The sequence below is a fragment of the Bacillus sp. FSL W7-1360 genome (genome assembly GCF_038592975.1).
GTDB lineage: Bacteria > Bacillota > Bacilli > Bacillales > Bacillaceae_D > Shouchella > Shouchella lonarensis.
The window spans coordinates 1,409,279-1,432,967 of record NZ_CP151950.1; the positions used below are offsets into that span (position 1 = coordinate 1,409,279).

The 23,689-nt window shown below is 43.8% G+C and carries 25 protein-coding genes and 1 pseudogene; 9 read left to right on the forward strand and 17 right to left on the reverse strand.

Annotated features, from left to right (window positions below):
• Positions 1 to 29 precede the first annotated feature (29 nt).
• The 3 genes and pseudogenes from NSQ26_RS07050 to NSQ26_RS07060 form a co-directional block, all read right to left on the reverse strand.
• Entirely contained in the window at positions 30 to 1,370 is a 1,341-nt protein-coding gene (locus NSQ26_RS07050; protein ID WP_499719946.1) for a peptidoglycan recognition protein family protein, read from the reverse strand.
• Between the two features lie 229 nt (positions 1,371 to 1,599).
• Positions 1,600 to 2,052 (reverse strand): universal stress protein, encoded by a 453-nt coding sequence (locus tag NSQ26_RS07055; RefSeq protein ID WP_499717650.1) that lies wholly within the window; start codon positions 2,050 to 2,052, stop codon positions 1,600 to 1,602.
• Positions 2,053 to 2,066: 14 nt separating this feature from the next.
• Positions 2,067 to 3,521: pseudogene (locus tag NSQ26_RS07060) on the reverse strand (SulP family inorganic anion transporter).
• Positions 3,522 to 3,831: 310 nt separating this feature from the next.
• Here NSQ26_RS07060 and NSQ26_RS07065 point away from each other — a divergent pair.
• From NSQ26_RS07065 to NSQ26_RS07090, 6 genes are all read left to right on the forward strand, one after another.
• Positions 3,832 to 4,791, forward strand: coding sequence for a phosphotransferase enzyme family protein (locus NSQ26_RS07065; RefSeq protein ID WP_499717651.1), 960 nt, complete (start codon positions 3,832 to 3,834; stop codon positions 4,789 to 4,791).
• Between the two features lie 142 nt (positions 4,792 to 4,933).
• Positions 4,934 to 5,311, forward strand: coding sequence for a GntR family transcriptional regulator (locus tag NSQ26_RS07070; RefSeq protein WP_090775493.1), 378 nt, complete (start codon positions 4,934 to 4,936; stop codon positions 5,309 to 5,311).
• Positions 5,308 to 6,180 carry an ATP-binding cassette domain-containing protein gene (locus NSQ26_RS07075; RefSeq protein ID WP_499717652.1) on the forward strand — a complete coding sequence of 291 codons (873 nt, stop codon included), beginning with the start codon at positions 5,308 to 5,310 and terminating at the stop codon, positions 6,178 to 6,180. Before NSQ26_RS07070 ends, NSQ26_RS07075 begins: the two co-directional genes overlap by 4 nt.
• Positions 6,177 to 6,854: a hypothetical protein gene (locus NSQ26_RS07080; RefSeq protein ID WP_499717653.1), complete on the forward strand. Its 678-nt coding sequence runs from the start codon at positions 6,177 to 6,179 to the stop codon at positions 6,852 to 6,854. The genes NSQ26_RS07075 and NSQ26_RS07080 overlap by 4 nt, the downstream gene beginning before the upstream one ends.
• A gap of 158 nt (positions 6,855 to 7,012) precedes the next feature.
• Positions 7,013 to 7,384 carry an iron chaperone gene (locus tag NSQ26_RS07085; protein WP_499717654.1) on the forward strand — a complete coding sequence of 124 codons (372 nt, stop codon included), beginning with the start codon at positions 7,013 to 7,015 and terminating at the stop codon, positions 7,382 to 7,384.
• 222 nt (positions 7,385 to 7,606) lie between these two features.
• The gene (locus tag NSQ26_RS07090) at positions 7,607 to 8,107 is read left to right on the forward strand and encodes a DoxX family membrane protein (RefSeq protein ID WP_499717655.1); all 501 of its coding nucleotides are present in this window, start codon (positions 7,607 to 7,609) and stop codon (positions 8,105 to 8,107) included.
• Positions 8,108 to 8,147: 40 nt separating this feature from the next.
• Here the strand turns inward: NSQ26_RS07090 and NSQ26_RS07095 are convergent, their stop codons facing one another.
• From NSQ26_RS07095 to NSQ26_RS07125, 7 genes are all read right to left on the reverse strand, one after another.
• Positions 8,148 to 8,603 carry a DUF4362 domain-containing protein gene (locus NSQ26_RS07095; RefSeq protein ID WP_499717656.1) on the reverse strand — a complete coding sequence of 152 codons (456 nt, stop codon included), beginning with the start codon at positions 8,601 to 8,603 and terminating at the stop codon, positions 8,148 to 8,150.
• A 192-nt stretch (positions 8,604 to 8,795) separates the two neighbouring features.
• Positions 8,796 to 10,952, reverse strand: a complete 2,157-nt coding sequence (locus NSQ26_RS07100) for an MMPL family transporter (RefSeq protein WP_499717657.1) — start codon at positions 10,950 to 10,952, stop codon at positions 8,796 to 8,798.
• Positions 10,953 to 11,034: 82 nt separating this feature from the next.
• Positions 11,035 to 12,417: a sensor histidine kinase gene (locus NSQ26_RS07105; protein WP_499717658.1), complete on the reverse strand. Its 1,383-nt coding sequence runs from the start codon at positions 12,415 to 12,417 to the stop codon at positions 11,035 to 11,037.
• Complete coding sequence (locus NSQ26_RS07110) at positions 12,417 to 13,091, reverse strand: response regulator transcription factor (protein ID WP_499717659.1); 675 nt, start codon at positions 13,089 to 13,091, stop codon at positions 12,417 to 12,419. Before NSQ26_RS07110 ends, NSQ26_RS07105 begins: the two co-directional genes overlap by 1 nt.
• Before the next feature lie 122 nt (positions 13,092 to 13,213).
• On the reverse strand, positions 13,214 to 13,372 hold the full coding sequence (locus tag NSQ26_RS07115) for a hypothetical protein (RefSeq protein WP_499717660.1): 159 nt from the start codon (positions 13,370 to 13,372) through the stop codon (positions 13,214 to 13,216).
• Between the two features lie 59 nt (positions 13,373 to 13,431).
• The gene (gene cas6, locus NSQ26_RS07120) at positions 13,432 to 14,163 is read right to left on the reverse strand and encodes a CRISPR-associated endoribonuclease Cas6 (protein ID WP_499717661.1); all 732 of its coding nucleotides are present in this window, start codon (positions 14,161 to 14,163) and stop codon (positions 13,432 to 13,434) included.
• A 161-nt stretch (positions 14,164 to 14,324) separates the two neighbouring features.
• Entirely contained in the window at positions 14,325 to 14,768 is a 444-nt protein-coding gene (locus NSQ26_RS07125; protein WP_499717662.1) for a hypothetical protein, read from the reverse strand.
• An 88-nt stretch (positions 14,769 to 14,856) separates the two neighbouring features.
• On the opposite strand from NSQ26_RS07125, the gene NSQ26_RS07130 reads away from it, so the two are divergent.
• Entirely contained in the window at positions 14,857 to 15,267 is a 411-nt protein-coding gene (locus tag NSQ26_RS07130; RefSeq protein ID WP_499717663.1) for a MarR family winged helix-turn-helix transcriptional regulator, read from the forward strand.
• Positions 15,252 to 15,590, forward strand: coding sequence for a DUF3147 family protein (locus NSQ26_RS07135; RefSeq protein ID WP_499717664.1), 339 nt, complete (start codon positions 15,252 to 15,254; stop codon positions 15,588 to 15,590). Before NSQ26_RS07130 ends, NSQ26_RS07135 begins: the two co-directional genes overlap by 16 nt.
• Before the next feature lie 19 nt (positions 15,591 to 15,609).
• Here the strand turns inward: NSQ26_RS07135 and pabB are convergent, their stop codons facing one another.
• The 4 genes from pabB to NSQ26_RS07155 all read right to left on the reverse strand — a co-directional run bounded on the left by pabB (position 15,610) and on the right by NSQ26_RS07155 (position 20,057).
• Positions 15,610 to 17,667: an aminodeoxychorismate synthase gene (pabB, locus tag NSQ26_RS07140; RefSeq protein WP_499717665.1), complete on the reverse strand. Its 2,058-nt coding sequence runs from the start codon at positions 17,665 to 17,667 to the stop codon at positions 15,610 to 15,612.
• 515 nt (positions 17,668 to 18,182) lie between these two features.
• Positions 18,183 to 18,800 carry an NUDIX hydrolase gene (locus NSQ26_RS07145; RefSeq protein ID WP_499717666.1) on the reverse strand — a complete coding sequence of 206 codons (618 nt, stop codon included), beginning with the start codon at positions 18,798 to 18,800 and terminating at the stop codon, positions 18,183 to 18,185.
• 19 nt (positions 18,801 to 18,819) lie between these two features.
• Positions 18,820 to 19,536: a nucleotidyltransferase domain-containing protein gene (locus NSQ26_RS07150; RefSeq protein ID WP_499717667.1), complete on the reverse strand. Its 717-nt coding sequence runs from the start codon at positions 19,534 to 19,536 to the stop codon at positions 18,820 to 18,822.
• Between the two features lie 14 nt (positions 19,537 to 19,550).
• A complete protein-coding gene (locus NSQ26_RS07155; protein ID WP_499717668.1) occupies positions 19,551 to 20,057 on the reverse strand; it encodes an SdpI family protein in 507 nt (168 codons plus the stop codon).
• A gap of 110 nt (positions 20,058 to 20,167) precedes the next feature.
• Here NSQ26_RS07155 and NSQ26_RS07160 point away from each other — a divergent pair, with 110 nt between their 5' ends.
• Positions 20,168 to 20,770, forward strand: a complete 603-nt coding sequence (locus tag NSQ26_RS07160; protein WP_499717669.1) for a CPBP family intramembrane glutamic endopeptidase — start codon at positions 20,168 to 20,170, stop codon at positions 20,768 to 20,770.
• A 9-nt stretch (positions 20,771 to 20,779) separates the two neighbouring features.
• On the opposite strand, the gene NSQ26_RS07165 is transcribed toward NSQ26_RS07160, so the two are convergent.
• The 3 genes from NSQ26_RS07165 to NSQ26_RS07175 all read right to left on the reverse strand — a co-directional run bounded on the left by NSQ26_RS07165 (position 20,780) and on the right by NSQ26_RS07175 (position 23,689).
• Positions 20,780 to 20,956: a DUF4177 domain-containing protein gene (locus tag NSQ26_RS07165; RefSeq protein ID WP_090775475.1), complete on the reverse strand. Its 177-nt coding sequence runs from the start codon at positions 20,954 to 20,956 to the stop codon at positions 20,780 to 20,782.
• A gap of 38 nt (positions 20,957 to 20,994) precedes the next feature.
• Positions 20,995 to 22,203, reverse strand: coding sequence for a transglutaminase-like domain-containing protein (locus NSQ26_RS07170; protein WP_499717670.1), 1,209 nt, complete (start codon positions 22,201 to 22,203; stop codon positions 20,995 to 20,997).
• Positions 22,204 to 22,294: 91 nt separating this feature from the next.
• A complete protein-coding gene (locus tag NSQ26_RS07175) occupies positions 22,295 to 23,689 on the reverse strand; it encodes a DCC1-like thiol-disulfide oxidoreductase family protein (protein WP_499717671.1) in 1,395 nt (464 codons plus the stop codon).

Genomic DNA, 23,689 nt, shown 5'->3' on the forward strand with positions numbered 1-23,689 from the left:
TTCGTAATGATATTAGGTATCGTAGCGCGTTACAAACGAAGCGATTTAAACGTCTCGGGACCCGCAATCCCATCAACTTTCAAGCCATGCATTATTTGATAACGTCGAACCGCACCCGATGTTTTCGGACCATAAATGCCGTCTATCCCGTAGCTAGCTGCACTTCTATCTGGGTAAAAGTGACTTTTTACTAGCGCTGACTGTAATTCGCGGACGTCTTCTCCGCGCATGTATGGTGTTTGCAAGCGTAACACGCGACGAGGCTGTCGTACCTCATCTTCTTTACGGTCATTGGCACTAGTTAAATTCAGTGAGACAAGTGTTGCTGGTCCTGCAATTCCGTCTACTTTCAGCCCATTCATCATTTGGTAACGCCGAACTGCATCCTCAGTCTTTGGACCAAAAACACCGTCTACACCACCATTTGGCCCATGACGATCCGGATAAAAATTATTTCGCACAAGCGCTGACTGTAATTCGCGCACATCTTCTCCTCGCATATACGGTGTTTGTAAACGTAATACGCGAGGCGTTTCACTCCCTCCTCCGTCCGGTTGATCATCACCGACAGCATCACTCAATCCAAGTGAAGCAAATGTTTCTGCTCCAGCCACCCCATCAACCTTTAATCCATTCATGATTTGATAACGCCGAACTGCATTCTCAGTTTTTGGACCAAAAACGCCGTCTACACCACCATTTGGTCCATGACGATCCGGATAAAAATTGTTTCGCACAAGCGCTGACTGTAATTCGCGCACATCTTCTCCTCGCATATACGGTGTTTGTAGACGTAAAACACGACGTTGACCATCAGGCGGATCGTCCTGATCAGGTACCTCAGGTCGATCTGGTACATGAGGTTGTTCAAAATCAAGCTCGTCTGCCTCAGAAATTTGTTGCAAGAAACGAGGCCAATCATTTAATAGATTTGCTGGACACTGTTTCTTCGACCAACTGTGATGCGTTCTTACGTTTGCCAGCGGAATATTATGCGTTTCCATCAAATGTGCGATCAACTTCGCTGCATTGACGCGTGTTTGTGAGAAATTCCCGTCACGATTGACACATAATTCAATTCCAATACTGTTTCGATTCCCCTGTCCATTTCCATCACCTGCATGATAACCCGTCTCATTTAACGGCAAGTGCTGATAAATTGTGCGCCCTTGATCAACCGTGAAATGCCATGAAACGAGACGGCCCGTTGCTTTCACATATGCAGCGTGCCTTTCTGCATTCGCACCTACAGTTGTATTCCCCGTCTCATGAACTGTAATATAGCGTGGATTCATCACATATCCCGGTCGATTACTTCTTCCAACAGGAATAAAATCTTGAATGATCTCAAAAGATTCACCAACAGACATCACGTTCTCCTCCTCCATATTGATTTTAAAAAGAGCACCTACACGATTACTATATTCTCTCGTTATATAAACGGCACGGCCTTTAACCAAATATGTCATCATTCAGACGACAGTCAACGATCACCTAAGTCCAACTGCAGATATAGAACAACCATCTAAAATCATATTCGCCACTCCTCTATTTTCTTCCTTCTAAAAAAGGAATCACCGACATGCGGTGATCCCCTTCTTATTTCACGATTAGCAATGGTACTTCTACATACTTTGCGAGCTTATGACTGACACTACCAAGCACGAGCGTCTGCCACTCATTTCGTCCCCGGCTCCCAACAACAACACAGTCGTACGAATGTTCCTTCACATAATTTAAAATTGTTTTTGCCGGTGCACCATGTAAAAATACACTTTGTGCAGAAATTTGCTGCGCTGCCAAGTACGATAAGCTCTCAGCAAACATTTCTTTTCGTTTGGCATCCGCTGTCGTCGCATCACCGTGACGTAAAATATCTGCTTTCGATGTTTCACCGTCTATACAATATACCAAATCCATTTGTACTTGCGCACGATAAGGTCCGACCATTTGCACAGCCTGCTTCAATGCTCTCTTGGCATGAGCAGAACCATCTGTTGCCACCAACACTTTTTTAAACATACGTGCCTCGACCTCCGCTTCACTCGTCACATTTAATGTCCTGACTAATTGGATAAACCACCAATCTTACTTAACAATTTCGAGCTTTCGTCATTTAATCCTTTAAACTTGACGGAAACACCGTTTTGTGCAAATTTCATCTCTAACTTATCTAACGCACCAATCGCCGAGTCATCCCAAAGGTGTGAATGCGTTAGATCAAGCTCCACCACGTCGATTTTCTCAGCCACGTCAATTTGCGCCATAAAGTCTGTCACTGAAGCAAAGAACAACTGTCCGTGAACCGTGTAATAACGCGTCCCCCTCGTTTCATCCAGACGAGACTACACACGTACCTTCGACATTTTCACAGCAAAAAACACCATACTGAGCAAAATTCCAGCAAACACACCATAAGCTAAGTTATGCGAAATCACAACCATCGCTACAGTGACAACCATGACCAATGCATCCGTCCGTGGCACGCGGTGTAAATTCTTTAGTGACTGCCAATCAAATGTACTAATTGCCACCATAATCATGACACCTGCTAATGCTACCATCGGGATTTGAACAACGATGTTTCCGAGGACTAAAATAAGAAACATCAAGAAAACCCCTGCCACAAGTGATGACAAACGCCCTCTACCACCAGACTTCACATTAATGACCGACTGACCAATCATCGCACAACCAGCCATCCCACCAAAAAATCCAGTGACAATGTTCGCAATCCCTTGTCCGCGACTCTCTTGATCTTTATTGCTATCTGTATCTGTCATATCATCAACAATGTTTGCTGTGAGTAATGACTCTAGCAAACCGACAATTGCTAAAGCTAACGAATATGGGAAAATAATCCATAACGTTTCTAAGTTAAAGGGGATATTTGGTAATGCAAACATCGGCAATGATTGTGTTAATGCGCCCATATCACCAACGTTACGAATGCCAATATTAAAAAACAACACAATCGCTGTCACGACAATAATGGCTACAAGTGTCGATGGCACTGCTTTTGTCAAACGCGGGAATAAATAAATGATCGCGAGTGTCAACGCCACAAGTGCGTACATCATCCATGGTTCATCAATAAAATGATCAATTTGCGCCATGAAAATCAAAATCGCCAGTGCATTGACAAAGCCAACCATGACCGAACGCGGGACAAACTTCATCACCCGTGCCAACTTAAAGATCCCGAATAAAATTTGCAAAATCCCTGTTAAAATTGTTGCAGCGAGTAAATACTCTAGCCCGTGATCCGCCACGAGTGTCACCATGACTAGTGCCATAGCGCCAGTCGCCGCAGAAATCATTCCTGGTCGTCCACCAACAAATGCAATGACGACCGCGATACAAAATGATGCATATAATCCAACCATCGGATCAACACCCGCGATGATTGAAAACGCAATCGCTTCAGGAATCAATGCGAGTGCAACAACAATGCCTGCTAGCACATCTCCGCGCACATTGCCAAACCATTGTTGTTTCCAACTTGTACTACTTAATTGCATATTTCTCTCCAACTCCTTTTTCTTTATAAAATGCCATGACTTTTGACTCTCACAAAAGTCACTCTACTTCATAAAGAAATGTCTCTATTTTTGTTATGTATCCTCTTGATGGAAAAGAGACACGGAGTTTTCTATGTATCTGTGACTATGTTTTGACTGGAAAATAAGACTCAAATATTTTACCATAAGTGCTTAAATCTTGCAAGTTTCAAGAGAGGAAACCTTGTCGATACCCCACCCTAATTTGCTGTGATACACTTACACGATACGATTTATATTGCAATAACACTAAGGAAAGGAGTGCGAGACTATGATTCCCACATCTGTACTGACCGAAGCTGCAACACGCTTTTCTCTTGACCCTAAATCAATCGAGCCTTTAGGAGGATTTCATCAAAATGTCTTTCTCTATCCACTTCCTGAGCCAGGGGTTGTACTCAAATTTTCTCCAGTAACACAACTGATTGCCAGCAAGAGAGAAATCGCTTGGATACAACATCTCAAATCTTGTGGCCTCTCCCTCGCTTGTCCCATCCGTTCTCACGCAAATCATTGGATCGAATCGATTGAAACAGCGGAGCAACCATTCATCGTGACCGCCGCAGAAAAAGTCGCTGGCTCACCACCAAATATAATGCAAGAGTGGGAACCACACGCCGATTTATTTACACAATGGGGCGCATTTTTAGGTGCCATTCACCGCGAAACGCGCCAGTTTCATGTGCCAACAGAATTACCTGACTTCCCCAATTTTGACGAACATACATGGTGGCCTTCATTGACGCCTGATCGTGATGATCCGCTCTATTCTCATTGGGAGAAAATGTTAGACATCTTACAATCTTGGTCTCGCGATAAAAGAGACTACGGTGTGATCCATGGTGACCTTCACGCCCATAATTTTCATTGGCATAACGGGAAAATCACCGGCTTTGACTTCGGAGACGGAGAAAAACATTGGTACCTTTACGATTTAGCAATCGCGCTTTATCACACATTAGATGTGTTCCCACGTGAAGAGGTAGAGAAGCGGAATGCCCTGGCACACAATTTGTGGGAGGGACTACGTACGGGCTATAGCACAGCACATCCTGATCCGATCCTCTCAGAAGAACGCCTCCTCACCCTCCTAAACTATCGCAGACTGTTTTCTCACCTCTACTTGCGCATTCATTTAGACGATAAGCGCCTAACACCAAAACTAAAACGCTTTCTCAGCCAACAAGAACAAGAAGTTTTAATTGAAAAGCCTGTCTGGTCACCTCGTTAGATGACGACAGCCAACCCGATTCAAACGGGCTGGCTGTTTTTTTATGCATTCAATAAAAAATGTTGTTGACAATTCCCTGTGCCTGTTATATGGTTGATTACATAACTAACTAACCATATAACCTACAGATGGAGGTGAATACATGCGTCCTTCATTCGATGATAAAAAACCGATTTTCCTCCAAGTAAAAGAAATGATTGCTGATGCGATTATCGATGGTTCCTTACAAGAAGAAGCACAAGCACCGTCGACGAATCAACTCGCACTTCATTACAAAATTAACCCCGCAACGATTTTAAAAGGCATCAATCAACTCGTGGATGACGGGATTCTTTACAAGAAGCGTGGGATTGGCATGTTTGTGACATCTGGCGCACGTGAAAAACTACTTCTCCATCGCCGACGTCTTTTCAAAGAAGAACACGTGGCAAATTTAATGAAGGAAGCAGAGAAGCTTGACCTATCGATTGACGACATACATGACATGATGATGACACTGAAAGGACGGGATGACGCATGATCGAAGTACAAAATCTTTCCTTACAATACGGGGGAAAAGAAGCATTAAAAGATATTTCCTTTACTCTAGAAGGCGGCAAGATTTACGGACTACTCGGAAGAAACGGGGCTGGAAAAACGTCTCTCCTATCATTGCTCGCCGGTTTTCAACGACCAACAACAGGGCACATCCTGATTGATGGAGAGGACGTGTATGAAAACACGCAGACGATGACAAAAATGGTCTTTGTTCGTCCAGAAGTATTCAGCTCAGGAACCGAAGAGCGCACATTACAAAAATGGCTCAAACATGAAGCTTCTTTCCGGCCACATTACGATCATCATTACGCCTTACAACTACTCGAACGCTTCCAACTTGATCCAACTGGACGCATCAAAGATTTGTCACGCGGCATGACCGCTGTCGTCACCGCGATCCTAGGCTTAGCCAGCCGAGCCGCGGTAACCTTTTTTGATGAATCTTATTTAGGGATGGATGCACCGACACGGGATTTGTTTTACAAAGAATTACTGTCAGATTACATGGCTCATCCACGGACCATGATCCTGTCGACACACCTCATTTCCGAGATGGATACCTTATTTGAAGAAGTGCTGATTATCAAGCAAGGTTCACTCCTCCTACATGAGCGAACAGAAGACTTATTAGCGCGAGGCACAACCATTACTGGCAAAGGTACAGAAGTCGATCGTTTTATCGATGGGAAACACGTGTTACAAACCGAACAACTGGGGAATACAAAATCAGCGATGATTTACACGCAACTCAGTGAAGCAGAACAAGCAGATGCGTGCGCGCAAAACTTAGAGATCGGACCGATGACGCTACAGTCATTGTTTATTCATTTGACAGAGGAGGAGACATCATGAATGTGATCCAACAAGTAAGAAAACAAATGCTTGGCTACTTTTTATACACAGCCTTTTGGGCTATCCCAATTTTTGTTATCGTTTATTATGGCGCTTATCTTTTTCTCGATAATACACAACAAGTGCCCCTGCACGCTGCCTTACAAACAACGACGATTTACAATTTGATTCTTGGACTACTCACAATGGGCAGCGCGGTGCAAGCTTATGTCCTCCGAGGTGTGGCGCGACGTGATTATTTTATCGGGATTACCCAAGCGCTTTTCATATTTAATGCGACTTTAACGGTCTTCTTTACTATTTGGCATCTTACACACGAAGCAGTTACACAAGCAACGATGCTGCACTTAAACGGTGAAGCTTTGACGCTCATGATCACGTTTTTCTTGAAAGGTTGCTTGCTTTATTTCCTTGGCACAACCATTAGTGCAAGTTATTACCGTTTTCTTCATCACTACTGGTGGGTCTTCATCATTTTTATCGTCAGCGGACATGGGTTTGTCGCCCTCTTCGACTATGCGTGGGGATATCCTGTGTCAATGCCGTTTAGCCTACCAGAAATCACCCCCTCTCTTTTGCTTTCCGTGGGAGCGAGCATTGCACTCACTGTTATTTCCATGTTTCTCACCTATCGCTTCGCCACAAACATGCGGGTGCATTGTCCTCATCAATGAGTATGTGGAGAATTGCACTCCAACCTTTCACGCTCGATCTCTCAATCGAGCGTTTCTCTTTGCTTGTCATGTCAGTTTTAAGTTGTTAAGATATGTGTGAGAGAATGCGTGTTGTCCGACAATTTTTGCACTATCTACACCGACAAGGAGGCAACAACATGAACGTTTTCGCGGAATTTTTAGCGCGTATTGAAAACCCGGAACATCGCGCGCGAATAGAAGAAGTTTTACATTGGGTTAAGAAAACATTTCCACAGTTAGTGCCGGAATTCAAATGGAACCAACCCATGTTTACCGATCACGGTACCTTTATTATTGGCTTTAGCGTTGCAAAGCACCATTTGTCGGTTTCCCCAGAGAGAGTGACACTCGATCATTTTAATGATGAAATCACCCAATCTGGCTATAAGCGCACGAAAGAATTGGTGCGTATCCCGTGGGATGGTCCAGTTGATTTCTCATTACTCGAGAAAATGATCGCGTTTAATATCGCAGAAAAAGCAGATTGCACGACTTTCTGGCGGAAATAACCGAAAAGCAACTGCCATCTAAAACGTTTGAGCCCTATTACTCAAGCGTTTTTTCCTTTTGTTTTAGGTGCATCCTCATATCAAAAATATTCAGCTTCCTGTAAAAATGTGTGAATATCTCGCGACTATGTTTGTGCATATATTCACAAACATAGTGCGTCTGAGATACACTATAAGTATAGCATTTGTGAATTTGTTCACAATGAAAGGAGCTGACTTCTCATGCAGGCATTTTTTTCTTATTTTTCTCGTATAAACATCATCATTTCGATCTTATTACTCGTGAGACTCTATCTGGGTTGGCAATGGTTCGCATCAGGACTGACAAAAGTCACTAGTGGTACATTTGATGCGAGCGGCTATTTGCAAGGCGCGATTGCACAACCGGTGACGGCAGGTGCAGGACCTGATATTGCTTATCCGTGGTACGTCTCATTCTTAGAATATATTGCCCTTCCTCAGTCCGAACTATTTAGCTTTGTTGTGATGTGGGGGGAAGTCCTTGTCGGATTAGGGTTAATCATTGGTTGCCTCACCGCAACAGCCGCTCTCTTCGGCGGTCTAATGAATATGTCCTTCCTACTTGCTGGCACTGTCTCCACCAATCCCATATTACTGCTCCTTTCTTTTGTTGTCATTCTTGGAAGAAAACATGCAGGTACATTAGGGGTTGACGGCTTTCTCATGTATAAGAACGCGCAACAACAGAAGAAAAGCGTTTGAGCCCTCTCTCTCAAACGCTCTCTTCTCTTGTACATTAATCTTACAAACTTGATCTTGTTTCATCTACACGGATAATGGAACGATTTTCATTTAACTCTTCAGAGCAACCCGTTAGTAAATAATCAGCCTCACCTTTTTCATTCTCCTCTTTGATGATTCCTTCGCACACGTCTGTTTCAATACCTCTATCATCTCCTCCAAATTGATCATACGAGTTATTGTAGCTATAATTAATCCCTTTTCCATCAAACTGTACATCTTGGAAAATTGGATCCCCTTCCAATGTATAAGAAGTTAATCTAATAGCATCTTCTTTTCCGCTGGATATACTCTGGATGAATCGTTCGAATGTTTCAAAGTTGTAAACTCGATCTTGAAAATAATCAACCACCACATCCCCTCTATCAACCGCTGCTTCCTTATCATAGGCTTCTTTCGGAGAACAACCGATCATACTTATCGTCATCAACATAACAAAGATGGTCGCTTTTTTCATTTTGGTTATCCTTTCTTCCCGTTAGATTATAGGCATTGACATTTATATATCTTTCATTCTAAACAATCAAAATATAAAGGTCAATTTTTTTATTTCCCAAAGACGATTAGATGATAGCTATGGATTTTAGATTTTCTCCTCCAAAAAAAAAACGCTCAAGCCTCCTCACTCAAGCGTTTTTTCTCTCACTACTTATACACTTTTCTCATCGACACGTTCACAAGCATTTTTCCGCGGCCAAAAGCTCCATTTCCCTAATTGGATCATTAATGCCGGCACTAAAATCGTCCGTACAACAAATGTATCCAGCAATACCCCTAGTGCAACAATGAAGCCAAACATATACAACTCCAGGAGCGGCTGCGTCATTAACACCGCAAAAGTGGCTGCGAGAATGAGACCGGCTGAAGAAATGACTCCGCCCGTGGTATGCAGTCCGATCTGTACCGCTTTTTTCAACGGATGCGTGCGCATTTCTTCTTGAATTCGGGTCACAAGCATGATGGCGTAATCCACCCCAAGTGCAACTGAAAAAACAAACGTATACAGTGGGATGCGGTAACTCATCATGTCATACCCGAGCATATGCTGGAAAATAAAGTAGCTCGCACCGAGCGATGCCCCGTACGATAACAAAATCGAAAACATCATGTAAAGTGGGGCGATGAGCGATTTTGTTTGTATACCTAATAACAGCATGATGACGAGTGTTACGAGCGGTAAAATCACAAACAGGTCACGCTCATTCACTTGCCTTATATCGACTTGCTCAGCTGTTTCACCGGAAAAATACATTCGCGTATCAGCGAGACCTGCTTCCGCTAGCAATTCCTGTTCTTGCTCGACGACTTCTCCCAGTTGCGCTAGTGTTTGTACATCATACGGATCGTTCTCAAAGCGCATTTCCAACGTCGCCACATTCGGCTCAACTTCCGACATGACCGGTGCATCCACTTCCCGCACACCCGGTTGTAATGCCAATGCACGATGTAATGCCCACAATCGTTCTTCTGTTAACCGTTCTCCTTCACGTGCATCAACTGTCACTGTCGTCGGGGTAAAAGCGCCGGCGGGAAACTTCTCCTCCATTACTTCTAACCCTATCCGTGACGGCGTTTCTTCTGGGAATGACTTCATTAAGTTAAAGGAGAACTGAATTTGTGTGACATTGACAGCCATGACTAAAAACAAGACGAGCACAACGATCCCTTTCAACATTGGTGCCTTTGTCACAAACGTTGCAATCCGTCCCCAAATTTTACTCGCCGAAGCCGGCGACTGGCCCACTTTTGGGATAAACGGCCAAAACGCGCGTTTCCCGACAAGCACATACAATGCTGGCAACAACGTCAAACCAGCAAGTAAGATCATGACCATCGCCACTGAAAATACGGGTGCAAAGTTGCGATACACACCATATGTCGCAACAAACAAAATGAGTAACGCCGCGATAACTGTCGTGCCGCTAAAGAAAATTGCACTCCCGACACCGTTGAGCGCTTTTTTCATCGCGCGAGCTGTATCCGCTTGTTTCTGTAATTCTTCCCGAAACCGTGACACAATGAACAGCGCATAATCCGTTAACGCAGCAAATAATAAAATGGACATAATTGAGAGCGCCTGCGTCTCAATTTCCACTCCCGTTTTAGCGACGATGCCTAATAGGCCGTCAATCACTTGATACACAATTGCTGCACCAACAAGCGGGAGTATCGCCAAAATCGGTGAGCGATAAATGACGATCAACAATACAAAGATTAACGCAATGCTTGTGAAAATTAATGTCAAATCGGCATTTGCAAAAATCGCGGTCGCATCCGTCGCAATTCCAGCTGGCCCGGTCACATATAACGTCACATCATTTGCATCAATAACTGTTTTTGAATGACCCTCCAGCTTTGTAAGTACGTCACTCAATACACTACTTTCAAGCCCTTCCTGTAAAAAGAGCGGGAGCACAAGCGTGGACTGATCATCCGATAAAAATTGTGCCTGTATTTCGGCCGGCATATGTTCAAACGGCAGCACCGCCGCTACTTCCGGCCAACCTTTCTCACCAATATCCGCGGTGAATGTGGCAATTTGCGCCATCTCTGTTTCTGTTAAGCCACGTTCCGCATGATAAACAAATAATGCTGGGACGCCTTCTTGCTCATCGAAATAACGAGAAGAGAGCGCCTCCCCTACAAGCGACTGCGCATCTTCCGGTAACCCCGAACTGGAAATGCTCGTTGCTTCCTTTTTCGCAGACGGTGCAACCATCGTGAGCACCATCATCAACACAAGCCAGCCGACGAGCACCAAAAGCGCTCCACGCTTACTCGCCAACATGTTTGTTAACTTGTTCACACGCCTCACCTTCCCCATCACATTCATACATAATAGTTTACTCAAGAAATATGAACAGACGATGAATAGACGGTAACAGTTGTTACTGAAGCGGCAGCCGGACAATAAACGTTGTCCCGATCCCTATTTCACTCTCGACCAAAATTTCCCCACCATGTAGCGACACAATCTTTTCGGCAATCGCGAGTCCCAAACCTGATCCTTCCACTTCTTTTGTCCGCGAAGCATCACCTCGATAAAAACGCTCAAAAATCCGTGTCACTTGTTCCTCACTTAATCCGACACCAGTATCGCGAAAAGACACTTCAAGCGCGCCTGCTTTTTTCTCAAGCGTAATAAAAATACTGCCGCCGTGCCGGTTATACTTTACGGCATTGCTAAACAAATTATCCCAAACACTGAGCAACAACGGCTCTTTTCCTTCGTAATCAAGGTCGTCTGCTAGCTCATATTGCACTGTGATCTCCCGTTCAAACAACTTCCATTGATACTTTTTCACTAACGACTTGATTTGGGCAGATACATCAACGAAGGTTTTTACGGACATATCTGTCATTTGATTGAGTGATGACAACAGTAATAATTGCGTCGTTAAATTAGACAAACGCTCACATTCTTCTCGCACAATCGCGATATACGTTCGTTTGTCTGATGAAGACACATTATCTTTAGCTAACAACTCCATATAACCATTGATATTGGATAACGGTGAACGAATATCGTGAGAAATATTGGAGATAAATTCATTGCGCATGTTTTCAAGCTTAGCCAACTGACTTGACATTTGCTGAAAACTTTCCGCTAACTCGCCAATTTCATCTCTCCGGTTGACATCAAGCTGTAGCGTGAAATCTCCTTGTTGTACTTTTTTCGTTGCTTCGCTTAATTGAGACACCGGTCGAATGACATATTTTGCGAGGATCAATTCAAACACCAAACTGAATAGCACCGTCAAACCAATAAGCCAAGCAAATAAATGCCGCATTTCATTAAAATGAAAAGGCAAATCGGGGCGCAAAAACAATGCATATTTCGCGCCTTCATAAGTAAACGGTACCCCAACACTATTTTTTAATTCATTTGCAAAAAAACCTGTCACAAACGTTCTTTTTGGAAATTCAGCCATACCGTGATAGACATTTCCTGCAAGCACATGCGCAATTGTGTCCTCACCTAAATTTACGTCGCGAAAGTCTTCCCCATAAAAAGATGCGTCTCCGTCTTCACGCACAAGATGCAGTTGATAGCCAATCCGCGCCACAAACGCCAAATACGCATCAATATCTACCTCTGTTTGCGACGTTAACTCTCTTGCAATCTCCTCTGCCGTCTCAATATATTTATCGTTGTTTTGTTGCTTTAATGCATGTTGATAGTATACATTTGACAAGAGAAAGGCAAACAAACCACTCACTAACATCACAACAAGCGTCACCACGACAAATGTTCCATATAATGACCGCACTACGATTGCACCTCAAGCATATAGCCAATCCCCCGCACGGTTTTAATTGAAAAATCATCTGTCATCGGGGCAAACCGCTCACGCAATCGCTTTACATGCACATCGACGGTGCGGTCACTGCCATCATACCCGCTACCCCACACATGATGAATCAACTGCTCACGCGTTAACGTGCGCCCCGCATTTGCAGCGAGTATGTATAGTAAGTCAAACTCCTTTAATGGTAATAAAAGCGTTTTGCCGTTCACTTGCACTTCATAGTTCATTTGATTAATGACAAAACCACGAAGCTTGATGACCTTGTCACCACCTTGTCCACTCCTCCGTAACAACGCTTGAATGCGAAATAACAGTTCTTTTAATTCAAATGGCTTTACCAAATAATCATCGATCCCGAGCTGATAGCCTTTTTCCTTATCTGAAAGCTCCGACTTCGCCGTCAGCATCAGCACCGGCAAATCAAACTGCCCCCTCATCTGTCTCATCAATTCATATCCGTCCATTTCCGGCATCATCACATCTAACACAACCAGTGCATAATCTCGCGCTTCTAATAACTGAAGCGCATATGCCCCATTACACGCGTCATCGGTGGCATAACCCGCTTCACCTAAATACTGACTAAGCAGCTGTCGTGTATGTGCATCATCATCCACAATTAAAATTCGGTTCATAAAGCATCCACCCCTGTTGTCCACCAGCCAACCACACTTATATTTTTACTAAATACTTTACAATGAAACGACGACAAATGCCAATGTTCAGACTCAGAAACTTAGCTTATAACCCACTACATTCAAATAAAATTGGGAGCGACAAAGTCGCTCAAAGGATCACCCCACTGCACCCGACTCGGGGCACGTTCGGAGACATCGTCATACTCCAATAAATAACCACAATAATACTTTAAGATTTCTTGTAAATGTTCCGAACATAAACACACACATACTCGCATCTTTGTGTCCTCCTCTTCAGGATGATGGAATAAAAAACGGATTAAACCAACACCTTCAATCAAGCACCTTTCTCTCCGACATATTCTAGCAATCCAAACCCTTGAGAAACCCGACGACCTAGTCCTCCTTGGTACAATAATTGTAAGTCCTTAGGATGACCAGAGATTTTATATGTGCCATGATAAGCAGTGAACATGAGATGTTTATTTGACCTTTGTGCCCGAAATGTTGTGTTGCTTTCTTTTATCACCCTTTTCTTCAGCCTTCCCGGTGTAATTGAAATGCTGCGATACGGCTTGCGTCCCGCTAACGCTTCAATTCTTGTGATTGCGTAATAACATAATTCTTCTATATATGCTGTGTCTCCCGGGTGAATTGGGCGCCCAAACCGGTCCTCAACTAATAACGGTGCCATTGTTCGAAAATATGCTGTCTCCCGCTGGATGTCAACTTCTTTCAACCACTTCATCTCCCGCATATGCCACTCCGTTGTTCTCATCTTGTAGCACTTCATTTGTTGCAAGCCATTAAAAAAATGGACCAAAAATTCCATATCAGGCGAACTGACTGTAACTGTCATTTCTGATAACGATATTTTTTCACCCTCATAAGAAAACTCTTTTAAAAATGTTGCAAAGGAAAAAGGTTTTGCTTGACGTTCCTTACTCGCATACAACCGCTCAAAATAAGCTTTATCGCCTAATTTCAAAGCTTCTTTAATGCTGCTCAGCACAAGCATCCGATAACCCACTGGCAACTCTTTCACATTATAAGTCACAGCAATCCTCATATTCTCACCCCTGTCCTTTATGAATGAGTGTTCATCCACTTTTACAGTAACATACCCCCCTCGTGCATGACAACACGTGCAGGAAATTGTTACATAAACTTTATAAATTCCATACGCCTTGCTCTCTGCCCGTGTTTGCTTCTGGGTCATTTTTCTTCTCCCTATTTGTGAAATAGTTTCCTTATAATCCGATAAAAACCCACAATCACCACATAATAACCAAGCGCAAAAAGAGGCACATAATACCGCCATTTCATAAGCTTTTCCCATGATTCATAGGCAACAAATGCTTCTACTCCTAAAAAGGATGCAAGAAACCACCCACCGAAGAAAAAGAGTCCGATTGCATACAACATATATTCCATCTTGTTTGATTGAGAAGACTCTGCTGTGGCCGCAACCTCTGTCGAGAAGGTTTCACGAGATGTAGCACGCTTTTTTCTGAGATAGATAGATCCATATACCACGCCTACAATCGCCCATAAATACGCAAGACTGACACCAACAACAAATAAGGAGTTTTCCCCAATTATATGGACACCATTTACTTCTAATCCTATTGCAATGAACAAATAAAATAACGTAACGACAATCATCGCCTTCATTTTTCACACCTCTTTCTTGATATAAAAGACATTATATCGTATAATAAGATATATTCTTACCGAGCGACATAAAAGGAGTATCATCAACATGACACTTAATGATTATTGGACAGACATTTATTATTATCTACATTACCACCACGGAGAAGAGAAACTTACCCACCAAATGATTCGACTCATGCAACATATTAGTAAGACACCTGCTGTAAACGTGCGTGATGTCGCTTCGTTTTTAGAGATCTCTCATAATACAGCATCAGAACACATTAAACGGCTTGTAAAAAAGGACTACGTCGCAAAAATTCGCGCAACTCATGATGAAAGAACGGTACTTCTTTCTTTAACTGCACGAGGAGAAGAGGCATTATTGCGACATACACATTTAGACGAAACAAAACTCGCAATCGTTTTAGCCCATTTAAGTACGGAAGAACGAGATATGGCTGCGCATGCATTAAAGCGACTGAGTGAAGAGGCGAAACGATGTTTTTCTTCCTGAAAATCATTGTCTCGGCCGTCATCATTGCCGTCATTACCGAGATTAGCCGCCGTTCCCCAACTTACGGTGGGTTCATTGCTGCCTTTCCCCTTGTCAGTTTACTTAGCTTATTTTGGCTAACAATCCAGTCAGAGACGCGTGCGCACCTCAATCAATTTACACTAGGGGTCTTGATTGGTTTGCCTGCAACAGCTGCGTTGTTGTTTGCCGTTTATATCACGATGAAGCAAGGGGCACCAATCTGGCTTGCAATCCTGATCGGCGCCGCGACTTGGCTGACCTTTTTATGTGTACAAACATGGCTACAACAAGTCTTCCATTAACAGCCTTCTTGTTGTCTCTTCACTTACAAGACACTTCTTCCATTGCTTGCACGAGCGCCGACGCCTTTAGCCACATTTCTTCGTACTCTCCTGCTGCGGTAGACTGGACAGTCACCGCACCTCCAACGCCGATCGTGGCACGACCTTCTTCAAGCACAATCGTCCGAATCACGATGTTGAAATCGGCTGTCCCGTCTAAGCTGAAATAACCGATTGCACCTGAATAAATTCCTCTTGACTCTCCTTCTAATGCATCAATTAATGACATTGTCCGCACCTTTGGCGCACCGGTCATGGATCCGCCCGGGAATGTCGCTTGAATACAATCTATTGCGGTTACGCCGTCTCTCAATATCCCGGTAACAGTTGATACGAGTTGGTGAACCGTTTGGTAACTTTCAACTTCCATCAGTTGCGGGACGCGTACTTGACCGACTTGACATACCTTCCCTAGATCATTTCGCAACAAGTCGACGATCATTAAATTCTCAGCCCGGTCTTTTTCACTCGTTTCCAGCGCTTTTTTCAATTGTTCATCTTCTTCAGGTGACGAGCCACGCCGCATCGTCCCTTTAATTGGCTTCGTACAAACGTGCCCACGCCGATCAATCGTGATGAATTTCTCTGGTGAAGAGCATAACACGGACAAACGATTAAAAGACATATATGCCGCATACGGAGCCGGGTTAACTCTCCGTAAATGCTGATACAAATCAAGTGACGCAACGTCAAGATTCGTCCGTAGTCTCGTTGTGTAATTCAACTCATATGTCTCCCCGTCTTTTAAGTAGGCTTGGACCTTCTCGATATCAGCACAATACTGCTGATAACTTTTGTTACAGGTGGTCGACAAAGGCTCTCCCTTTTTCGTTTGTGTACGCGGTTCTTTCAAGTTTTGAAGATGATTCTCAATCTCTGAGAACCACGCTTCTCGTAATGTCCTATCCTCTTTTCCAGAAAAACAAACGGCATACATTTTTTCGTCAACATGATCAAAAACGAGCATGCGATCCGCAAACAAAAATGCGGCATCTGGTGTATCGGCCTGATGAATATTGGTGACGTTGTTACATTCGCTTTTTAGTTCGTAGCCAAAATAGCCGACGTATCCGCAATGGAAAGGGAACGGCCACTCATCATGACTTTTCAACATCTGCAGTTGCCTTTTTAAATAAGAGAAAATACTTTCTTGACGCGTTTCCTCTCTATCTTTAAAAACGAGCTTTAATATACCGGTCGACGTATCATATGTGACAACATGGCTATTAGGCCCCGCATCATCACCCATAAAGGAATAACGCGCCGCGTCATCTATTTTACTACTATCAAGCCAAAAAGCGTGCTTGCTTTTCGCGAACAATGTTTGGAAAACGGCCTCAGAACGGTGAAAAGACATTTCTTTCACCGTAACTTGGAACGTCGATGACGGTTGGATGAGTGGTGGCGACCGGTCCACTTTGGTCACCTGACACTTTGCCGCCACTTTATTTCTGTGAAAAGACCGGGTTAAATTACAAAAGTTAGTGAGCAGACGTTTACCACTGTCTGTACAAATCGACTCTGGGTGGTATTGTACTGCCCATAGCGGCAGCGTTTTGTGACGCAACCCCATCACCGTGTGCGCTTTTGTCCACGCGATGACCTCTAAATCTTTAGGGATCGTCTCTTGCTCCACAACAAGCGAATGGTAACGAACAACTTCTGCCCCTTGAGGAATCCCCCGAAAAAGCGGATCGTCATTGTGATAAATGGGCGACAAACGCCCGTGCATCACTTCCGGTGCGTGAACAATATTTGCGCCAAAGTGGTAGGCAATCCCTTGATGCCCGAGACAAATACCTAAAACCGGTACACGCGCTTTTTCGATTACCTCTTTTGACAAACCCATGTCGACTGCTCGCTCTGGTCGCCCCGGCCCTGGGGAAATGATGATTTGATCAAACGTATGTGCCGCTAGTTCTTCAAAGGTGCACGCGTCATTTTTGACAACAACCGGCTCCGTTCCGCTCACTTCAGCAACTAGTTGATAAATGTTATATGTATAAGAATCATAGTTGTCAATTAATAATGTTCTCATGGGATCACCTGTATGATTTCCTTTATTTTAATGTGTATAGCGCCATTCTATCAAAAGCGCGCGCGTTTTTCTCGCAACCGCATACTATTGGATAGATATTCTATTTTATGAGAACCTCATAGACATCCTGATGCCACTTAAAAGTGAACCTTGACATGATAAATACACAGTATGTATAATGAAGTCAAGCAATGCATAAAATGAGAATGACCGCCGGTGATGAACCAGCGGTCGTAGGACGCGGTCAGAGCGACCGCCCTGCAAGTGTTGGAAATACCCACCGGTCGGAGCCTGTCAAACTCAACGGTGGGTATTGTCGTCTTTCTTCGACTTCATGACTTCGAGAACGAATTTCGCAACCTTGAGGCAGACCTCAACCCACGACCTTAATTCCTCCATCATGACGCAACACCTCCCTCTGCAGGGAGGTTTAGGACACCTTGAGTTTACCCGCTATCCTACTACATACAAGTTTAATCTACCATTTTTACTCCGTCAATCATTTTACATATTGATTAGTCGACGATCACTTCTTTATGTCGATCACGTAAAAATTCGAATAACATTGCGAGTTGCGCCGTCGTATTTCTTCTATATGAAAGCGGCGGTAGTTGGTCCTCGGTGAAAAAGCCAATATCGCTCGTTTCTATGCCTTTGACTGCTTTTCCGCCTATGAGATGACATTGAATGAAGATTTTATAATAATGGAATGGTTGGGGTGGATGATGATGTTTGTTCATATCTAGCAATGCGAGTAACTTTCCTGGCGCTGTCTCGTAACCTGATTCTTCTCCCACTTCTTTAACGGCGTTCTCTGCTACCGATAAGCCAACGTCACAAAAACCGCCCGGCAATGCCCAACACCCATCATGCGTCTCTCTCACCATCAATAGTTTATCTTCTTGAAAGACAACGGCGCGAACATCAACTTTAGGCGTTTGATACCCTACTTCATTTGCGAACAAATTCTTTATGTGTCCAATTTCTGTATGTGCATATGCTGCCATCATCTCATAGCTTAACGCGCGTAATGTCTCGTAACGTTCACAATCATAAGCGTCCTTTGAAAAATGCAAGCCAGATTGTGCTAACGCCTGTATTTGCTTGATCCACGTCAACCATTGATCGCTCAAATTCTCCCCCTCCTTTTCATCACTTCCCAATCGAAAATCCCACAAATAATCGCCCACCATACGGAGCCAATACGCGCTCTGCCAAAGCAATGACTGCTTCTTTTTCACCCGTACTATAAAAATGCTCAAACGCAGCTTCGAAGTCATGTGCAAATGGCTCGTCATACTTACGAAGCGCGCGCAGCAACCATTTTCCGTCGCCAATCCAACAGCGGTTTGTCCTTAATACAAACTCTGCCAACCGCGTAAATAACAGTTGCGCGCTACATATCGCTTCACCTTTGTTATGACAACCAATAAAGTCATCTAACACATCGGTGATAAAATAACGTTTTGCTCGCACCTCTTCTACTGACCACGCCGCCGGACCACCGGTCAGTATATTTTGTGCTTCCGCACGAATCGGCGCTAATTCGCTTGCCCCTTTTAACACAAGTCCGTGTGCGATCATCATCGGCAATGACGGCATTGCTCGCTTAACATCAGACGCAAAATACTCCTTATATGAATGTAAGTTATGCACGAATACTTCTACCGGCCAGCCGTAAGCCACAAGTGATTCTCTATAAGATGACTGCGCATCTTCTTCAAAGAGGACCATGTCCAGATCAGATGTCGCTGTCGCTTGTCCGGTTACAGCACTACCAGCAAGGATAGCGCCGTAACAATGAGGGAAATGTTGTGACACGAATTGCGTTGCTGCTTCTTTTGCTGCTACTCTTTGTTGATAAGACATTCGTTTCTCTCTCCTTAACCTACCTGTTTCATTCTCTTATAATAATAGATTAACACTCCGATGATCCAGACAAAGAATGGACAAGTGCTGAGAAGAAGGAGGGATGCCCCCCAACCATAGCCAACAGCGATACTCGCCAGTATAATCATTACACATAAAGTGATCACTGATAACAGCGTATGTACCATTAAATGACGGTTATAATGAATAAGCACCGCTGCATTCTCTTCTGTCACCCGGACCGGAAAATTCATCATTGTGACCGCGAACCGCATTGGCGCTATAATAATAAACATCAATGATGCGATACTAGGGAGAAACAATAGCATCTTCTTTGAATCGTAAGAAACTTCCCCTGTAAATGACACGTGACGAGGGACTTCTTCTGGTAAATACGGCAGCCAAACAATTAACCCTATCCACATGACAACAAGTATCAGGGCCGCAACGGTATAACCAACCTTTTCAAAATTTGTCATTGGCACCTTTGTTTTCTCTAGTATCTCATAATGTTTCGGCACCAGGATCTCCTCCTTTACCTTGTTGCTTCATTTCCACCAACCTATTGCCTTCTTACACCACTTTTTCGTATAGTAAATAAGACCAGACATTAGAAAAAGGGGGGAAACAAATGTCATTTACATTCATCTCCATATTCATCCTCGCCACAACAATGTTATCCATTAGCTTCGTTTGGCAGCCACTTGACTTTTGGCTTTTACTGCCCCTCACACTCACACTGCTTGCAACGATTGCGCTCAGCTCTAGTCATATTCCTATGCGCAGGCGACCAACGTTGATACATGTGACAGTCGCAAGTCTCACGGCTATCCTGCTATACATCTGCTTTGCGATTGGAAAATTGCTCATCATTACAACAGGCATTCCGCTACTAGACGCATTAGAGCGGCTTTATTCAACCGTCCGTCCAACAGAGAATTGGCATTTTTCCTTGTTATTTATCCTCATTATCCCGGCGGAGGAATTGTTTTGGCGTGGTTATGTGATCAACAAATTCCCTCACCAATGGTCGGTTGCTTCAAAAGTGGTGATTGCTGCCGCGTTGTACGCCATCGCCCACCTCGCTTCGGGAAATGTATTACTTTCCACCGCTGCATTTGTGTGTGGAATTGGCTGGGGTTGGCTCTTCATACATACGAAGTCTATTTGGCCGCCAATCATTTCTCACTTGTTGTTTAATATTTTACTGCTCGTCTTATTTCCGTTAATATAACACGACATCTCACCCTTTTTGCAAAACACAAATATAATGATCTACCCCACCAAAGGTAGACACTTGTGGCACAAGCGAATGAAGCGTCCACCCATTTTGCGCATGTTCATTTAATAGATCTTCCATATTGATCGCCAATTTCTTGCCACTCAATTTTGGTTGGATTATCTCAACTTTATATTGCATGTTTTTCTCCCTCCTTTATCCAACTTCATAATGACTCGCTATAATACAGGCAACAGTAGAAAAAGCAAACAAATGCTTAAAACGACTACATAGAGAACGCGGTTCTCGCGCCGCATAATTGCTGCCACCGAAAACACACTCGCAGCAAGCAAACAAACGAAAAAGGGCAGCGACGTATATGTTTGCAACGGCGTGATCCACGAAAGTATGTACGTGATCGCGACCAACACTGCCGCAATAAGAAAACACTTTCTTGCAACATTTTTTACAAATTGTAAGCCTTTTTGTTTTCCTTGCTCATAAATTGTCCATGAACCAACATAATCTTTTCCAAGTGGCATCTTCAGAGGCTCTTCCTCATAAAAATACACCGGTTGTAAATAAGGAATTTTCCCATTAAGCAACCCCCGCCCCCAAGAAAGAGGACAATTATTAACTGGGAAAGTGACGCTGTTACACTCTTCACTATCCGGATAACGCACCATCGGATCATGTTCTGTCTCAATTGAAAAAATAATCCGCTGTCCTTCTATACGACCGAAATACGCTTTTGGTTTCAAAAAAGGCCACGGAGAGAGGAACTTGTTCCACCACTCACGCTTACTTAAGTTTGCCATGCTCAAATCGACCGGCACCCATCCACTCTCTTCCAAGTAAACTTCATTCCATGCATGAGCGTGAAGGCCCTTCCCAACTGCCCACGCGCCAAACACAACCCGGCACGGAATGTTTACAGCACGACAAAGCGAGGCATACAAAAAGGAGAATTCCCCACAATCGCCTTGCTTCAACCGTAAGAATGCCAAATTGCCCCGCTCTTTTGGTGGGTGCTTATAGTGAAAACTTAATCGCACATAGTCGAATAACGCCCGCGCTTTTTCTTCATCTGCGATGAGTTCTGCACAGACTTCTTTCGCCAACTGACAAATCTCTTCATTAATTTGTATAAAAGTAGATGACCGCAAATAATAATTGCGTTCTTCCGTCGACAAGGTCGGGATATCATGTCCTTCGTCACGTGTTTTGACCGTGATTTCATATACCTTTTCAATTGTTTCTCCTGGTGCCAACGCGTAGTAAGAAAGACGATTGCCAGCGATGTCGACCGGCACGATTTCGTCCGCTTTTCTATTTTCTAGGCAAACATTCGTCGTCTGATGGGGGTGAATAGGCAAGTCAGACAACCACAATTTCATCTCATGACTGCGACGGTTTTGAAAGACAAATTTATATGTAAATGTTTTCAATCGGCTCCCTCATCTCTTGAGTTGATTCACTCGCATGAAAAGACTCACACATTGCAGCTACCTACAAGTATGAGCCTCTTGTTTCGTTATATTACGGTATGTGGCGCTCTGATTCCTGCCATTCGCATGCTTCTTCTTCACAACTGCCAACTGGAATAATCGCGCGCCGTTCCGCAAGAAAATCATAGATTCGCTGACCAAACCCGAGCACCATCGCGATCCATAGGACTGGCACAAACAGCCAAAGAACAGGCAGTTTCCGCGCAATGAGCCATACACTTTCAATCCCTTCATACATACGTCCACTACGTTCTTCCCGCGTAATCATTCGCTTTTCGGCGCGCTCAAAATCGAGCTGATAGCGTGTCAATACTTCTTTTTCCCGGAAAGAAAGGAAAACTAGTTGGTTGCTGCGGTCCCACTTCTGTAACCTTGTCATACTTTTGCGACAAACCGGACACCAACCATCATAGAAAACACTGATTTTGGCAGATACGACCCCTTCTCGTACCGGATCAGACACTTGCTCATTTTTGCGCTGCCATCGCTGCTTGATCCTTTCTACACAACGTTTTGTAAATTGAGAGATTGCGTTGTACTCACGGTCACGCAAAAATAACAACTGGTTTGCGATCATGACAAAAGAGAAAGTAAATAAACCCATGACCACTGCAATCCCTACGTGCATACCAACCACACCTGCCATCACGACATACCGCGTCCGATGGTTGACGAGCAAAAAAGGATAAGCGATTTGCACAACGATGGTCGCGTATGTCGCGGCAACAATGAGCAACTCCGAAGAAGAGATGAGTTGCTGGAAAAATGGATGGGTATATTCATTCACTTGCAAAATATAGTAAATCGCTGTCCCGTTTTGCCACAGCTCTCCCATGACTTTGTGCAAACCCGATGTGAAATACATGATACACACTTGCAACATACACGCTAAAATAGCTAAGTTATGAAACAAGTTGCGCATACGCATATGCGCAAAACCAGGAGGCACTGTAATTTGCATTGGCTCACCTCGGCGTTGCTTTAAATAACTGTCGACCGAAAAATAAGCTGTCATATTCGCAAACAAAAGATAGACAAGCAGCAAACTCATAATGTTATCGCCACCGTCTAAAATGACGCTATTTCTCGCGAATAAAGACCACGCAAAAATGAAATGAACAATACTAGCTATGCGTCCTTTATACCCAATGATAAACCACAACGTCACAAGAATCCCGGCATGAAAAATGATTTCAAAATATAAGGGTGACGCATGCAAATGGTATAAAGAAAAACTTGTGTTAAACCACGCATCCACTCGCGAGTCCTCTAATGTGTAAATCCCATGCGGGCCCCAAAGGAAAGCGCGTTGTGCATAGTGCATCAAATACATGTACAGTAAAATCGTCCCGTAAGCAATCCGAAGCAAGCTTGCCCCCATTAACATATGTTGCGTTTGATTCCATTGTGCAATACGATTAAACAC

Coding starts and splice junctions, on each gene's coding strand:
- NSQ26_RS07050 (WP_499719946.1), bottom strand. CDS start 1,370: ATGTCTGTTGGTGAATCTTTTGAGATCATTCAAGATTTTATTCCTGTT.
- NSQ26_RS07065 (WP_499717651.1), top strand. CDS start 3,832: ATGATTCCCACATCTGTACTGACCGAAGCTGCAACACGCTTTTCTCTT.
- NSQ26_RS07070 (WP_090775493.1), top strand. CDS start 4,934: ATGCGTCCTTCATTCGATGATAAAAAACCGATTTTCCTCCAAGTAAAA.
- NSQ26_RS07075 (WP_499717652.1), top strand. CDS start 5,308: ATGATCGAAGTACAAAATCTTTCCTTACAATACGGGGGAAAAGAAGCA.
- NSQ26_RS07080 (WP_499717653.1), top strand. CDS start 6,177: ATGAATGTGATCCAACAAGTAAGAAAACAAATGCTTGGCTACTTTTTA.
- NSQ26_RS07085 (WP_499717654.1), top strand. CDS start 7,013: ATGAACGTTTTCGCGGAATTTTTAGCGCGTATTGAAAACCCGGAACAT.
- NSQ26_RS07090 (WP_499717655.1), top strand. CDS start 7,607: ATGCAGGCATTTTTTTCTTATTTTTCTCGTATAAACATCATCATTTCG.
- NSQ26_RS07095 (WP_499717656.1), bottom strand. CDS start 8,603: ATGAAAAAAGCGACCATCTTTGTTATGTTGATGACGATAAGTATGATC.
- NSQ26_RS07110 (WP_499717659.1), bottom strand. CDS start 13,091: ATGAACCGAATTTTAATTGTGGATGATGATGCACATACACGACAGCTG.
- NSQ26_RS07115 (WP_499717660.1), bottom strand. CDS start 13,372: ATGCGAGTATGTGTGTGTTTATGTTCGGAACATTTACAAGAAATCTTA.
- cas6 (WP_499717661.1), bottom strand. CDS start 14,163: ATGAGGATTGCTGTGACTTATAATGTGAAAGAGTTGCCAGTGGGTTAT.
- NSQ26_RS07125 (WP_499717662.1), bottom strand. CDS start 14,768: ATGAAGGCGATGATTGTCGTTACGTTATTTTATTTGTTCATTGCAATA.
- NSQ26_RS07130 (WP_499717663.1), top strand. CDS start 14,857: ATGACACTTAATGATTATTGGACAGACATTTATTATTATCTACATTAC.
- NSQ26_RS07135 (WP_499717664.1), top strand. CDS start 15,252: ATGTTTTTCTTCCTGAAAATCATTGTCTCGGCCGTCATCATTGCCGTC.
- pabB (WP_499717665.1), bottom strand. CDS start 17,667: ATGAGAACATTATTAATTGACAACTATGATTCTTATACATATAACATT.
- NSQ26_RS07150 (WP_499717667.1), bottom strand. CDS start 19,536: ATGTCTTATCAACAAAGAGTAGCAGCAAAAGAAGCAGCAACGCAATTC.
- NSQ26_RS07160 (WP_499717669.1), top strand. CDS start 20,168: ATGTCATTTACATTCATCTCCATATTCATCCTCGCCACAACAATGTTA.
- NSQ26_RS07165 (WP_090775475.1), bottom strand. CDS start 20,956: ATGCAATATAAAGTTGAGATAATCCAACCAAAATTGAGTGGCAAGAAA.